General features: G+C 64.7%; 11 protein-coding genes. 1 reads left to right on the top strand and 10 read right to left on the bottom strand.

The window, feature by feature from the left end; translation table 11 throughout:
* The first annotated feature begins 36 nt into the window (after positions 1 to 36).
* The gene (gene fba / locus ACSQ3Z_RS11565) at positions 37 to 1,101 is read left to right on the top strand and encodes a class II fructose-bisphosphate aldolase (RefSeq protein ID WP_436171396.1); all 1,065 of its coding nucleotides are present in this window, start codon (positions 37 to 39) and stop codon (positions 1,099 to 1,101) included.
* A gap of 68 nt (positions 1,102 to 1,169) precedes the next feature.
* Here fba and ACSQ3Z_RS11560 read toward each other — a convergent pair whose 3' ends face one another.
* From ACSQ3Z_RS11560 to ACSQ3Z_RS11515, 10 genes are all read right to left on the bottom strand, one after another.
* Positions 1,170 to 2,111, bottom strand: a complete 942-nt coding sequence (locus tag ACSQ3Z_RS11560; protein ID WP_436171395.1) for a sugar phosphate isomerase/epimerase family protein — start codon at positions 2,109 to 2,111, stop codon at positions 1,170 to 1,172.
* 83 nt (positions 2,112 to 2,194) lie between these two features.
* The gene (locus tag ACSQ3Z_RS11555; RefSeq protein ID WP_436171394.1) at positions 2,195 to 3,268 is read right to left on the bottom strand and encodes a class II aldolase/adducin family protein; all 1,074 of its coding nucleotides are present in this window, start codon (positions 3,266 to 3,268) and stop codon (positions 2,195 to 2,197) included.
* Entirely contained in the window at positions 3,268 to 4,785 is a 1,518-nt protein-coding gene (locus ACSQ3Z_RS11550; RefSeq protein WP_436171393.1) for a glycerol-3-phosphate dehydrogenase, read from the bottom strand. Before ACSQ3Z_RS11550 ends, ACSQ3Z_RS11555 begins: the two co-directional genes overlap by 1 nt.
* Before the next feature lie 45 nt (positions 4,786 to 4,830).
* Positions 4,831 to 5,871, bottom strand: a complete 1,041-nt coding sequence (locus tag ACSQ3Z_RS11545) for a 2-hydroxyacid dehydrogenase (RefSeq protein WP_436171392.1) — start codon at positions 5,869 to 5,871, stop codon at positions 4,831 to 4,833.
* Between the two features lie 10 nt (positions 5,872 to 5,881).
* Positions 5,882 to 7,438 (bottom strand): FGGY-family carbohydrate kinase, encoded by a 1,557-nt coding sequence (locus ACSQ3Z_RS11540; protein WP_436171391.1) that lies wholly within the window; start codon positions 7,436 to 7,438, stop codon positions 5,882 to 5,884.
* The gene (locus tag ACSQ3Z_RS11535; protein ID WP_436171390.1) at positions 7,438 to 8,562 is read right to left on the bottom strand and encodes an ABC transporter ATP-binding protein; all 1,125 of its coding nucleotides are present in this window, start codon (positions 8,560 to 8,562) and stop codon (positions 7,438 to 7,440) included. The genes ACSQ3Z_RS11540 and ACSQ3Z_RS11535 overlap by 1 nt, the downstream gene beginning before the upstream one ends.
* Positions 8,559 to 9,677 carry an ABC transporter ATP-binding protein gene (locus tag ACSQ3Z_RS11530; protein WP_436171389.1) on the bottom strand — a complete coding sequence of 373 codons (1,119 nt, stop codon included), beginning with the start codon at positions 9,675 to 9,677 and terminating at the stop codon, positions 8,559 to 8,561. Before ACSQ3Z_RS11530 ends, ACSQ3Z_RS11535 begins: the two co-directional genes overlap by 4 nt.
* A 5-nt stretch (positions 9,678 to 9,682) precedes the next feature.
* Positions 9,683 to 10,540, bottom strand: coding sequence for a carbohydrate ABC transporter permease (locus tag ACSQ3Z_RS11525; protein WP_120014111.1), 858 nt, complete (start codon positions 10,538 to 10,540; stop codon positions 9,683 to 9,685).
* A gap of 9 nt (positions 10,541 to 10,549) precedes the next feature.
* Positions 10,550 to 11,473, bottom strand: a complete 924-nt coding sequence (locus ACSQ3Z_RS11520; protein WP_436171388.1) for a carbohydrate ABC transporter permease — start codon at positions 11,471 to 11,473, stop codon at positions 10,550 to 10,552.
* A gap of 155 nt (positions 11,474 to 11,628) precedes the next feature.
* Positions 11,629 to 13,074: an ABC transporter substrate-binding protein gene (locus ACSQ3Z_RS11515; RefSeq protein WP_436171387.1), complete on the bottom strand. Its 1,446-nt coding sequence runs from the start codon at positions 13,072 to 13,074 to the stop codon at positions 11,629 to 11,631.
* Between the last annotated feature and the right edge of the window lie 31 nt (positions 13,075 to 13,105).

Genomic DNA, 13,105 nt, shown 5'->3' with positions numbered 1-13,105 from the left:
AGACACGGTTCGAAACCAGACACGGGAGACTATTGGGTGGCTCGCATCACACTGAGACAATTGCTCGACCATGCCGCCGAACACGGCTATGGCGTGCCGGCCTTCAACATGAACAACATGGAACAGGGCCTTGCCATCATGGAGGCCGCCGAGGAGACCAAGTCGCCGGTCATCCTGCAGGCAAGCCGCGGCGCGCGCGCCTATGCCAATGACGTCGTGCTGGCCAAGCTGATCGACGCGCTGGTTGAAATCCACCCCGACATCCCGGTCTGCATGCATCTCGACCACGGCAACAACGAAGCCACCTGCGTCACCGCGATCCAGTACGGCTTCACCTCGGTCATGATGGACGGCTCGCTGAAGGAAGACGGCAAGACGCCGGCCGACTATGGCTATAATTCCGGCATCACCCGCCGCGTCGTCGACATGGCGCATTGGGGCGGCGTGTCGGTGGAAGGCGAGATCGGCGTGCTCGGCTCGCTGGAAATGGGCGGCGGCGAACAGGAGGACGGCCACGGTGTCGAAGGCACCGTCAGCCACGACCAGCTGTTGACCGATCCGGAACAGGCGGTGGAGTTCGTCAAGGACACCCATGTCGATGCGCTGGCGGTTGCCATGGGCACCAGCCACGGCGCCTACAAGTTCAGCCGCAAGCCGGACGGCGCGGTGCTGGCGATGAACGTGATCGAGGAGATCCACCGCCGCCTGCCCAACATGCATCTGGTCATGCACGGCTCATCCTCGGTGCCCGAAGACCTGCAGGAGATCATCAACAAATACGGCGGCCAGATGAAGCCGACCTGGGGCGTGCCGGTCGAGGAGATCCAGCGCGGCATCAAGCATGGCGTGCGCAAGATCAACATCGACACCGACAACCGCATGGCGCTGACCGGCGCCATCCGCAAGGTGCTGACCGAGAACCCCTCGGAATTCGATCCGCGCAAATATCTGACGCCGGCAATGGCGGCGATGAGGAAGCTGTGCAAGGAGCGCTTCGAGCAGTTCGGCACCGCCGGCAATGCGCAGAAGATCAAGCCGCTGCCGGTCGCCGAAATGGCCAAGCGCTACAAGTCGGGCAGCCTCGACCCCAAGTTCGGCTGAGTTCGGCTGCTCTATCTAACCGGGACCACCCGGTCGAAAGGGCGGGAGCCACATCGGCTCCCGCCCTTTCATTTTGCCCGCGGCGACAGGTCCGCCCTGCCGGCATCGATGAACGGCGCCCAGTAGTCGACCGATTCACGGATCATCGCGACGACCTGGTGGTCGACCGGCTCGCGCTCGCGGAACGACAGTTCCAGACAGATCTCATTGTCGGTGCCGCCGCCGCGCCGCACCGTCTCCAGGAATTTCTCCGGTGTGATGCGGCCGTCCTTGTTGTAGGCGGCTGTGAAGGGCCAGTGGCCGCCCTTGTTCATCGACGACTGCTTGATGTGGATGATCGGCGATTGCAGCGGAAAGGCCTCGGCCCAGGCATAGGGGTCGATGTCGGCCGGATTGCTCGAAGTCACGTCGCCATGGTCGATATCGACCATCATCTGCAGCGGAATGGCCATGCCGGCTGCCTCGATCTCCTCATGCAGGGTGCGGCAACTCTCGATGGTGTGGCCGAATTCGCGGCCGACCGACATCGGCTCCCAGAACAGGTAGGTCAGCCCGGCCGCCTTGGCATGCTCGGCAACCTCGCGCCAGCATTCGAGCGCGATGTCGATCAGCTGCGCGCGACGCTCGGGATCGTCATAATCCTGGTGGGTGAAGATGGCGAACTGCGTGCCGATGCCGCCGGCGCCGAGTTCGACCGAAATATCGGCGAAGGTCTTGAACCAGTCGACATAGTAGCGGCGCACATCGGCGTCGGGATGGCCGAAATGATTGAGCCGGCCATAGGGACCGGTCATGCCAGATGTGATGCGCACGCCCGTCCGGTCGAGCGCCGAACGGAACAGTCGCACGAACTTGGCGATCGTCGCCGGCGGCCAGCCGGGATTGACGAATTCATGCGTGAGCTGAACGTCCCTGATGCCGATATCGTAGGCGATCGCGTCGATCAGATCGTCCGGATCAGCGAAGCGATTGACCAGCGGGTTGGTGTTGAGGGACAGCGTAAAGGCCAAGATCGAAACTCCTGTTCAGGCCTGCCGGGCATCGCACCCGACGGCACGATCCTCCAGACCGCCACCATCGAGGCCGAGCGCCGTCATTGCAGCGTGGCGGCGTTGCGCCGGTTGAGCTCCTGGCGGTATTTCTCGGCGTCCCAGTTCAGCAATTCGGCATTCTGCTCGAGGCTCAGATAGTTGACGCGCGCCGTGGGATCGATGCGCGCCGCAACATCGGCGAGGCAGCGCGCCATCGCCTCGGCCCCGGCATTGGCGTCCCGGCGCATCAGGATGCCCTTGCCGGGAAAAAGGATGGAGCCTGGAGCCGGCTGCCCGGCGGCCGTTATCCTGGCCACCACGGCGCCGGCATTCTCGTTCGGACCGGCGATCACCGATCCGGCGCCGAGGAAGATCACATGGTCCGGATAGAGGCTGCCGGAGGCCGCGATGCGGCAACTGGCGAGATCGGTGGCGGCGGCATGCGCCTCGACCGCAACGGGAAGCCGGTAGCCGCTGCCCATGGCGAGCCTGATCAGTGCGTCGACATCGGGCGGTAGTGCCGCGCGCGGCGTTCGCGCGAGCAGGCCGGTCACCCGCCGTAGCAACAGATTTGCCTCGGCAACCGTGTCGGCGGCGACGACCAGCCCGTGATTGCCAAGCACCAACACGTTGGTGCGAGGCTGCAGCCGCTCCGCGATCCCTTGCGCCAGCGGCAGTCCCGGCCGGCGATAGGGCACGAAGGCCCAGTCGAGGCCACGCAGACGCTCTTCCAACAGGGCTTCTGCATTGGCTTGCACAGCAATCGCGATCGTCTCGACGCAATGAACGTGGACGACGATCTTCTGCGGCAGCAAGGCATGCACCGTGGTCTCGATCGAAGGCCGCAGCTGGTGCGGGTTGAGGTCGGCAAGCGTGAATCCAGCGGCCTTCTCGGCCGCCGGATCCTTGCGCGCAACGGCATCGAGCAAGGGCGCCAGCGCAACCGGCACCATGATGTCGGTGGTGGCAGCATTCATCAGCCAGGTGCCGGAGGCCTTGATCCACAGCAGGCCGGCCTCTTTGAGAGAGGTGTTGCCGCCGGCACCCTGGACCAGCAAGGGATCGGAACCGACGCTGGCCGACAGCACGCGCAGTGCCTCCAACTCGGCGACATCGTGATCAATCCGTGCAGCCATCAGCCGGCCTTCGCCAATCGGTTTGCGCACCAGTCCTCGAAGGAGGCTCTCTCAGCGGTGCTGAGATGCAGGCCGTGCTTGGTGCGCCGGTCCAGAATGTCGGCTGCCGTCAGCGCCCATTCGTGGGCGAAGAGAAAGCTGGCTTCGCGCTCGAAGAAATCCTTGCCGAAGCGCCGCCCCAGTTCGGCGAGCGAGCCGGCGGCGCCGACCAGCGCACGGGTGCGCGTACCGTAGAGCCGGCCATAGTGCTTGACCAGCGAGGCCGGCATCCAGGGATAGTCGCGAGCGAGATCGCCGAGGAACTGCTCGAAGTCGGCATTGGCGATGTCGCCGCCCGGCAGATGCGCTTTCGCCGTCCAGCCCTTGCCCATCCTTGGGAAGAAGGGCGCGACACGATCCAGCGCGTGTTCGGCGAGTTTGCGAAAAGTGGTGATCTTGCCGCCGAAGACGGAGAGCAGCGGCGCCTGCCCGTCCGATGCATCGAGCTCGAAGATGTAGTCGCGGGTCACTGCGCTCGGATTGTCGGCGTTGTCGTCGTAAAGCGGCCTGACGCCGGAGAACGAGTAGACGACATCGTTGCGCGCAAGGCCGCGCTTGAAGTAGCGGTTGACGACCTTGATCAGGTAGTCGACCTCGCTCTCCTCCGCCGTTACGTCCTCCGGTCGCCCTTCATAGGGTATGTCGGTGGTGCCGATCAGAGCCAGGTCGTTCTGGTAGGGGTTGATGAAGATGACGCGCTTGTCGTTGTTCTGGACGAGATAGGCCTGACGCCCTTCCCAGAATTTCGGCACGACGATGTGGCTGCCCTTGACCAGGCGCACATTGCGCTTGGAATTCTGGCCGGCGACGCGGTTGACGATGTCGTTGACCCAGGGACCGGCGGCGTTGATCAGCGCCCGCGCCCTGACCGTGGTTTTCACGCCGGTCCTGCCGTCGCGCATTTCCACCGACCACATGCCGTTCTCGCGGCGGGCAGCGGTGCAAGCGGTGCGGGTGAAAACCTTCGCGCCCCGCTCGGCGGCGTCGAGCGCGTTGATGATCACAAGGCGGGCGTCGTCGACCCAGCAGTCGGAATATTCGAAGCCGCGCCTGAAGGCGTCCTTGATCGGCGCGCCTTCGGGCGCGGTGCGCAGGTTCAGCGTGCGGGTGGCCGGCAGCCGCTTGCGGCCGCCGAGATGGTCGTAGAGGAACAGGCCGAGCCGTACCAACCAGGCAGGCCTGTCGTCGGGGCTGTGCGGCAGCACGAAACGCATCGGCCAGATGATGTGCGGTGCGGATTCCAGCAGCACCTCGCGCTCGATCAACGCCTCGCGCACCAGGCGGAACTCGTAATATTCGAGATAGCGCAGCCCGCCATGGACGAGCTTGCCCGAACGCGAGCTGGTGCCTTCGGCCAGATCGTCCTTCTCGCACAGGATCACGGACAGGCCGCGGCCGGCGGCGTCGCGCGCGATGCCGGCGCCATTGATGCCACCGCCGATGACGAAGAGGTCGACGATTTCGCTCTCGCCGCTCATCGCGCCAGACCTTCGCTGCAGACTGTCCGTTTCATGGCGGCGGCCTTAGCACGGATTGACCGGCGGCAGACCGGCGATGAAGCGACGCACCTCCTCGGCCGCCTGCTCGGCGGCGTAGGTGACAGTACGCACCGAGGCGCCGGCGATGTGCGGCGTCAGCGTGACGTTGGGCAGTTGCAGCAGCGGCCAATCGGAAGGCACCGGCTCGACCGCGAAGGTCTCCAGCATGGCGCTGGCGACGTGGCCGGAGACCAGCGCATCGTAGAGCGCGTCATAATCGACCAGCGGGCCGCGCGCGGTGTTGATGAAGATCACGCCGGGCTTCATGCTGGCGATGGTGTCCTTGTTGATCAGCCCGCGGGTTTCCGCCGTCACCCTTGAATGCAATGTGACCACGTCGGAGCGGGCGAGAAGATCGTCCAGCGCGACCAGCTCGACGCCGGCATTGCGGTCGTCGGCGCTCAGCTGCACATAGGGATCGGAGACCAGGATGCGGCAGCCGAAGGCGCGCAGCAGACGCACCAGCCGGGTGCCGATATTGCCGTAGCCGATGACGCCGACAGTCATTTCGCTAAGCTCGCGGCCGGTGCGGTCTGCACGGTAGAGATCGCCGCGCCATTCGCCCTTGCGCAAGGCTTCGTGCCCGACGCGGATCAGCCGCGTCTCGGCAAGGATGGCGCCGATGGTGAACTCGGCCACTGCGCTGGCATTGCGTCCCGGCACGTTGACGACGGTGATGCCGTGCGTTTTGGCAGCCGCCATGTCGATGTTGATAGGGCCGCCGCGCGACACCGCGACCAGCTTGAGCCCAGGTAGGCGCCGCATCATGGCATCGGAGAGCGGCGAGAGCTGGGTGACAAAAATCTCGGCGTCGCCGATGAAATCGACTACCTCGTCCGGATCGCCGAAATACTCCTTGACCTTGTCGAGGCCGAGAGCCGGATTGCCGAACTCCATCGGTTCGTCGGGCCATGCGGCCTCGAGCGTGCGGATGTCGAGGCTGTTGCCGCAGGCCTTTTCGATCTCCGACCGGAACACGTCCGGAAGCATGAAACGGTCGCCGATGATCGCTATTTTCTTCTGCATGCTCGACTTCTCAATTTGCCTTCTGGGCGGCGGCCATCGACCGCCAGACCGGACGCAGCGCCTCATGCGCCAATGTGTAGGACGGGGCCATCGCCTCGTAGATGGCGGCAAGCTTTTGGTCGCTCGGCTCGGCCGCACCGAGCAAAGGCGTGACCCATTCGGCAACACAATCGTCCATCGATGCGTATTGGCCGACGCACACCGCCGCGATCATGGCGGCACCCGCCGCGCCCGCCTCCTCGCGCTCGCTGGTGCGGATGTCGGCGCCGACCGCCGCACCGAGGATCTTGCGCAGAGCCGGGCTGCGGGCGGCGCCGCCGGTGAGGCGGATTTCCCTGGGCAACGGGCCCATGGCGGCGTAGCAATCGCGCGCCGCGAAGGCCAGGCCCTCGAAGACGGCGCGCACCATGTCGGCATAGCCGTGGCGCGAGGAAATGCCGACGAAGCCTGCCCTGGCATTGGCATCGACGAAAGGCCCGCGCTCGCCGGCCTCCGACACGTAGGGCTGGTAGATCAGCGACGCCGGCTTCGACGATGCTATCCACTGGTCGACAAGCGCGATCATCTCGCCATTCGAGCGCGAAATCCCTTGCGAAGCGAGGATGCCGGAGGCGAGGCCGAGCACCCAGTCGATGTTGAGCGTCGCCGCCATGTTCGACTGGAGTTGCGCGAACACGCCAGGCGCCGGCATCGCCATGGTGTAGCCGGTCGCGGCCTCATTCAGCTGAACCTCGTCGGGGGTCTCGGCCAGCCGCATATGCATGCCGGTCGAGCCGATGATTGTGCAGCCGGGCTTGCGCTGGCGATCGAACAGGCCGGCGCCAAGCGCCGTGCAGACGACGTCGACATAGGCGAGCACGACCGGCGTGCCGGCGAGCAGGCCGGTGACATCGGCGGCCGCCCTGGACAGTGCAGCGCTTTGCCTGGTGCCATCAACGATCGGCGGCAGGAGATGCCGGAGATCGGCGACGCCGAGCACGTCGAGCACATCGTCGGAGTAATCACGGGTGCGGAAGTCGCCGAAGGTGAAGGTCCCTTCCGACGGATCGGTGGCGCGCTCGCCGGTCAGCCGGAAATAGAGCCAGTCCTTGCAGTGGAACGCCGTCGCGGCGCTCGCGAGCATGGCCGGCATGTTGCGCTTGATGAACGCGAACTGCGATCCCTGCTGGCAGGCGGCAAGGCCACTGCCGGTCTTTTCGAAGCGCAGCCGGTCCTCGGGCCGGGCGCGGATCTCCTCGACCACCGCAGCCGAGCGCGCGTCGAGCCACAGCCAACCCTTGGCGACCGGCTCGCCGTCGGCGTCGATCAGCCAGGTGCCGTCGCCCTGCCCGGTTACCGCGATGGCGATGACGCGGCTGGCGAGGTCAGGCACCTTGTCGGCAAGCTGGCGCAACGTCGTCGCCGTATCGGCCCACGTGCGCGCCAGATCCTGTTCGGCGCCGCCGCCGGGCAGGGTCTCGTATTTGTTCGGCAGCGCCGCGGCCGCGATCTGCCGGCCCGCCGTGTCGAAGGCGACGGACTTGATGACAGACGTGCCGGCGTCGATGCCGATCAGCACATCCCGCATCAGGCAAGCTCCATCCCGTGCGAAATCGCATTGCCGCTCGCCTGGTCGAAGACATGCAGGTTCTTCGGGTCGATGCTGACATTGATCGGCGCGCCCAACTCCAGGCGGGTGCGGTCGTGCTCGACCAGCACCAATGAACCGCCGGCGAAATCGGCGGCGATATGCGTCTGGTCGCCGAGCCACTGGTTTGCAGAAACGGTGGCCGGCACGCCCTCCTTCGAGCGACGCACCGCATAGGGCCTGACGCCGATCACCACGCGCTCGCGATTGAGCAACTGGTCGCGGACCGGGGCGCTGAAGGCGTCCTTGTCGTAGTCAAGCGACAGCCCGTCGGGCAGCCTCAGACTGATCTTGCCGGCGGCATTGCCGACATAGGCCTCGAAGACGTTCATCGGCGGCTCGCCGACGAAAGTGCCGGTGAACAGATTGGCCGGCCGCTGCTTGATCATGTCGGGCGTATCGAACTGCTGCAGCACGCCGCCTTCCATCACGGCGATGCGGTCGGCCAGCGCATTGGCCTCGGTCTGGTCGTGGGTGACCAGGATCGCGGTCAGGCCGCGCTCCTTGATGAAGTGCTTGATGCGGCCGCGCAGCACGGCGCGCAGTTGCGGCTCGAGCTGGCCCATCGGCTCGTCGAGCAGATGCAGGTCGGCATTGCGGATCAGCGCCCGGCCGAGGCTGGCGCGCTGCTGCTGGCCGCCGGAGATGGAGCTCGGATAGCGCTCGAGGATGTCCTCGATCTCGAGCAGCTTGGCGATGCTGGCAACCTTGGCGTCGACCTCGCTCTTCGGCAGCCTTGCCGCCTTCAGGGCGAAAGCCATGTTCTCGCGCACGGTGAGCGGCGGATAGAGCGAATAGCCCTCGAAGGCCATCGCCACATTGCGCTTGACCGGCGCCAGCGTGTGCACCTTGCGGCCGCCAACCGAGATCGCGCCGCGCGAGACCTCCTCGAAGCCGGCGATCATGCGCAGTGTCGAGGTCTTGCCGCAGCCGGAGGAGCCGAGCAGCGCCACGATCTCGCCCTTGGCGATCTCCATCGTCAGGTTCTTGACCGCGTGCACGCCACGGTCGATCGGACCATAGAACTTGTCGACGCCGGAAATGGTGATTGCGCTGGCGCTCATGCCGCTTCTCCGCTGCGCAAATTGACGACCTTGTTCGCGCCGATGCGCTCGCCGCTCGCATGATCGAACAAGAGCGCGCTTTTGCTGTCGACGGCGATGTGCGCCTTGCCTTCGGCCTGGCCCGGGGTTCCGGCCGGACGCGAGACCAGGATTTCGCGGCCGCGCACGGTGCGCACCAGCGTGACGATCTTTTCGTTGAGCGGCGTCTCGGCCTCGACCGTCACGGGGAAAGCGCCGGGCGTGCCTTCGCCGACGAAGCTCAGTGCCTCGGGCCTGAGCCCGATGACGCAGTCGCGGCCGACCGCCGCCTCAAAGGCGCCGGCGACATGGACCTGGACGTTCGACAGGCCGACATAGATGCCCTTGGCGTCACGCGCCGGCTTGACGTCGAGCAAATTGATGGTCGGGTCGCCGAACAGCCTGGCGATCTCGATATTGGCCGGCTCGCGATAGATCTGCTCGGGCGTGCCGAGCTGCCGGATGACGCCTTGCGACATGACGGCGATGCGGTTGCCGAGCGCCATCGCCTCCTTGTAGTCCTGTGTGACGTAGATGACGGTCGCGCCACGATCGTGCAGCAGCCTCGGCAGTTCGAGCCGCATCTCGAAGCGCAATTTGGCATCGACGTTGCGCAAGGGGTCATCGAGCAGCAGCAGCGGCGGCGAGCCGACCAAAGCGCGGGCAAGTGCCGTGCGCTGCTTCTGGCCGTTGGACAAGGCGCGCGGCTTGTGGCTCAGCACATGGTCGATCTTGAGCAGCTTGGCGACGCTTTCGACGCCGGCCTTGATCGCGCCCTGCGACGAGCGCCTGGCTTCGAGCGGCGTCGCGATGTTGTCGAAGGCGGTCATATGCGGGAACAGCGCGAAATTCTGGAACGCCATGCCGACGCCGCGGAACTCGGCATCGACGTCGGTCATGTCCTCGCCGCCGATGAGGATCTTGCCCTCATCGGGATCGATGACGCCGGCGACGAGGCGCAGCAGCACCGTCTTGCCGGCGCCGGAGGGCCCGAACAGGACCAGCGTCTCGCCATCGGCGACGGTCAGCGACAGATCGTCCAGCACAGTCTGGCTCTTGTAGCGCTTGACGATTTTCTTCAGTTCGAGGCTTGCCATCGGACCTATCCTTTCACCGCGCCGAGCGACAGGCCTTCGACGAGATAGCGCTGGGCGTAGAGAGCAAGCGCCAGCGTCGGCGTGATCGACAGCACGATCGCGGCCGAGATCTGGCCATACTGGATGCCGGACGAGGTGATGAAGGCAAGCGCGCCGACGGTCACTGGCTGCTTGTCGGCGGAAGCCAGCACCAGCGCGAAGACGAAATTGTTCCAGGCGAAGATGAAGGCGAGCAGGCCGGCGGCAGCGATACCTGGGCCGGCGAGCGGCAGCGCGATCTTGCGAAAGGTGGCGAACCAGGAATGACCGCCGATGCGATAGGCGTATTCGATGTCGGCCGGAATGTCCTCGAAATAGCCGCGCACGATCCACAGGATCAGCGGCAGGCAGATCAACTGGTAGACCCAGATCAGGCCGAAATAGGTGTTGGCGAGCCCGAGCTTCTGGAAATAGAGGGTGAGCGGCAACAGCACCAGCAGCGCCGGCGCGAAGCGGAACGAGAGCAGCGTGAAGGCAATGTCCTCCGAGCCGCGGAACTTGTGGCGGGCAAAGGCGTAGGCTGCGGGAACGCCGAGCAGCAGCGCGACGGCAACCGACGTGACCGACAGGAACACCGAATTCCAGAGGTTGCGCATGAAGGCGATGTCGAGCGTGCCGGACACCGTCGTCAGCTTGCCGGTGATCAGAGCGGTGTAATTGGCCAGCGTCGGCTCGAAGACCAGCTGCGGCGGAATGCGCAGGATGGTCTCGTTGGTCTGGAACGACATCATGAAGATCCAGACGATCGGGAACATGAAGAAGATGACGACCAGCGTGAGGGCTATGCCGCGCAGGATGCGTTCGAGAAGCGAGGTGTGTTCCATCCCGGCCTCCTATGCCTGCCCGCGGGCGCGTTCGCGCAGCCGCAGCCAGTTCTTGATGAAGATGTTCGACAGGAAATAGGTGATCGCCCACAGGATGATCATCAGCGCCGCCGAGCGGCCGACATTGGTCGACTGGAAGAAGTTGAGATAGGCCTCGACCTGGAACACGGTCAGCGTGTCGCCGGGCCCGCCTTGAGTCATCGCATAGATGATGTCGAATTGCTGGATGGAATCGAGCAGGCGAAACAGCGTCGCGGTCAGGATGTAGGGCATCAGCATCGGCAGGGTGATGCGGAAGAAGACGAAGCTCCTCGGCACGCCGTCAAGCGCGGCCGCCTCGAAGGGCTGCGTCGGCAGGCTGCGCAGGCCGGCCAGCAGCAGGATCATGATGAAAGGCGTGTAGACCCAGATATCGACCAGCACGACGGTCAAAAGCGCCGTCGACGGCGAGGAGGCCCAGCGGAAATCCTGCAGCCCGATGAGGCTCGCGAGATAGCTCAGCACGCCGAAGCCCGGATTGGTCATCAGCTTCCACATCAGCGCGGCCAGCGCCGGTGCCGTCATCAGCGGCATCAAAAGCATGATCGAGATAAAATTGTTCAGCGTCGAGCGCTTCTGCAGCAGCATGGCGATGGCGAGGCCGAGCAGCAGTTCGAGCACGACTGTGATGCCGGCATAAAGCAGCGACACCTGCAGCGTGTTCCAGAACTTCGGGTCGGTGAAGAAGGAGATGTAGTTGTCGCCCCAGTTGAACTGGCGCGCCCAGGGCTGGCTCAGCCGGTAGCGCTGGAACGAATAGACCACCGAGGTCAGGAACGGGATCAGGATGCCGATGCAGACCAGCAGGGCCGGCAGGCTGAGGAGATAGGGCAGCACCCGCTTGCTGATCCTGAAACCGGAGGGTCTGACCCTCTGCACTGTCGCCGCAGTCATCTGCTGCTCCATCATTCCTGTTGCTTCGCCCTGCCGGCCGCCCAGGGAGCCAGGCGGCCGGTCGGGCGAATTGGCGGTGCCATCAGGCACCGCGTCGCAAACCTAGAACTGCGTGGTCGAACTGGCCCGCCGGAACGGGCCAGACGCCGCGCGATTTAGCCGAGGCCAGCTTCCTTGAGCTGACCATTGATGCTCTCGGCCAGCTTGTCGAGACCTTCGTCGATCGGCACCTCCTTGGCCACCATCTTCTGCAGCGTCGCCGCCCATTCGGTGGTGAGGTCGAAGAACAGTGGCTGCGCCGTGAACTTGATGCTGGCGCCCGGTGCCGAAGCGTCGAACATCTCGACATAGCCCGGATAGCTCTTGTTCAGCTTCTCGCGGAACACATCGTCCTTCCAGACCGACTGCCGAACCGGATTGACGAAGTCCATCTTGGTGGCGCCGAACAGCGCATGCTCGGGTCCGGAGGCCCACTGCATGAAGTACCAGGTGGCGTCCTTGTCCTTGGAGAAGTTGGACATCGACAGCGACCAGATCCAGATGTTCGGGGTCGGCGCCTTGGCGGCCGGATTGGCCTTGAAGCCGGCGAAGGCGAGCTTGCCGGCCATCTTGTTGTCGCCGCCATTCATGAAGTAGCCGAGGATGTCGGCGTCGAAGATCATCGCCGAGGCGCCGGCGCCGAGATCGGTGCCGACCTGGTACCAGGTGTAGGTCGACCAGTCCTTCGGACCGCTCTCCTGGATCATCTGCACCCACTGCTTGTGGAAGGCCTTGGATTCGGCGGTGTTCATGGCGGCCGACAGTTTGCCGTCGGCCGACACGGTCAGGTCCTTCTGGTCGAAATTGGCGTAGGCCGACAGGAAGCCCGGGTGGATCGTCGCCCAGGAGCGCGAGCCGCGCACGCCGATGCCGTAGACGCCACCACCGACATCCTTGGTGAGCTTGGCCGCCGCGGCAACCAGCTCGTCCATGTTGCCGGGCACCTTGACGCCAGCCTTCTCGAACATGCCATGGTTGTAGGTGATGTTGTTCTGCTCGAAGCCCCACGGAATGCACCACTGCTTGGCGTCTTCGGAACCCAGTTCGCCGCCCGGCTTGCCGTTCCAGGCGCAGGAATTCCTGACGCCGGGCAGGAAGTCATCCCAGGCATAGTTCGGATTGGTCTTGGCCGGATCCTCGATCCATTCGTTGAGGTCGGTGATCCAGCCGGCCGGGCCGTAGGTCCAAGTCATGTAGGCACCGGTCATGAAGGCATCGTATTCCGGCGAGCTTGCCGAAAGTGCTGCCGTGACCTTGTCGAAATAGACGTCTTCCGGGAACACGTCATAGACGACGTTCATGCCGGTTAGCTGCTTGAAGTTCTCGAGGTTGGCGATCATCGCATCGGCATAGGGGTGCTTGTTGAGCAAGAGCTTGATGGTCTTGCCCTTGTGCGCCTGCCAGTCGAAGTCGGCGGCGAGCGCACGGGTCTGTCCGAAGTTGAGCAGCGTGCCGGCCGTTCCGGCGGCAAGGCCAAGTGCGCCGAGACCCCTGATCAGGCCGCGGCGATCGACTTGTCCGCGCATGAACGCGTCGATCAGGTCTTTCTCTTTCTCATACATCTTCTCTTCTCCTCCACAGGGTAGTTTCAAC

The sequence above is a fragment of the Mesorhizobium sp. LjNodule214 genome (genome assembly GCF_964252735.1).
Classification (GTDB): Bacteria; Pseudomonadota; Alphaproteobacteria; order Rhizobiales; family Rhizobiaceae; genus Mesorhizobium.
Note: the sequence above shows the minus strand (reverse complement) of the source record. Positions and strands in the feature narration are given on the sequence as shown.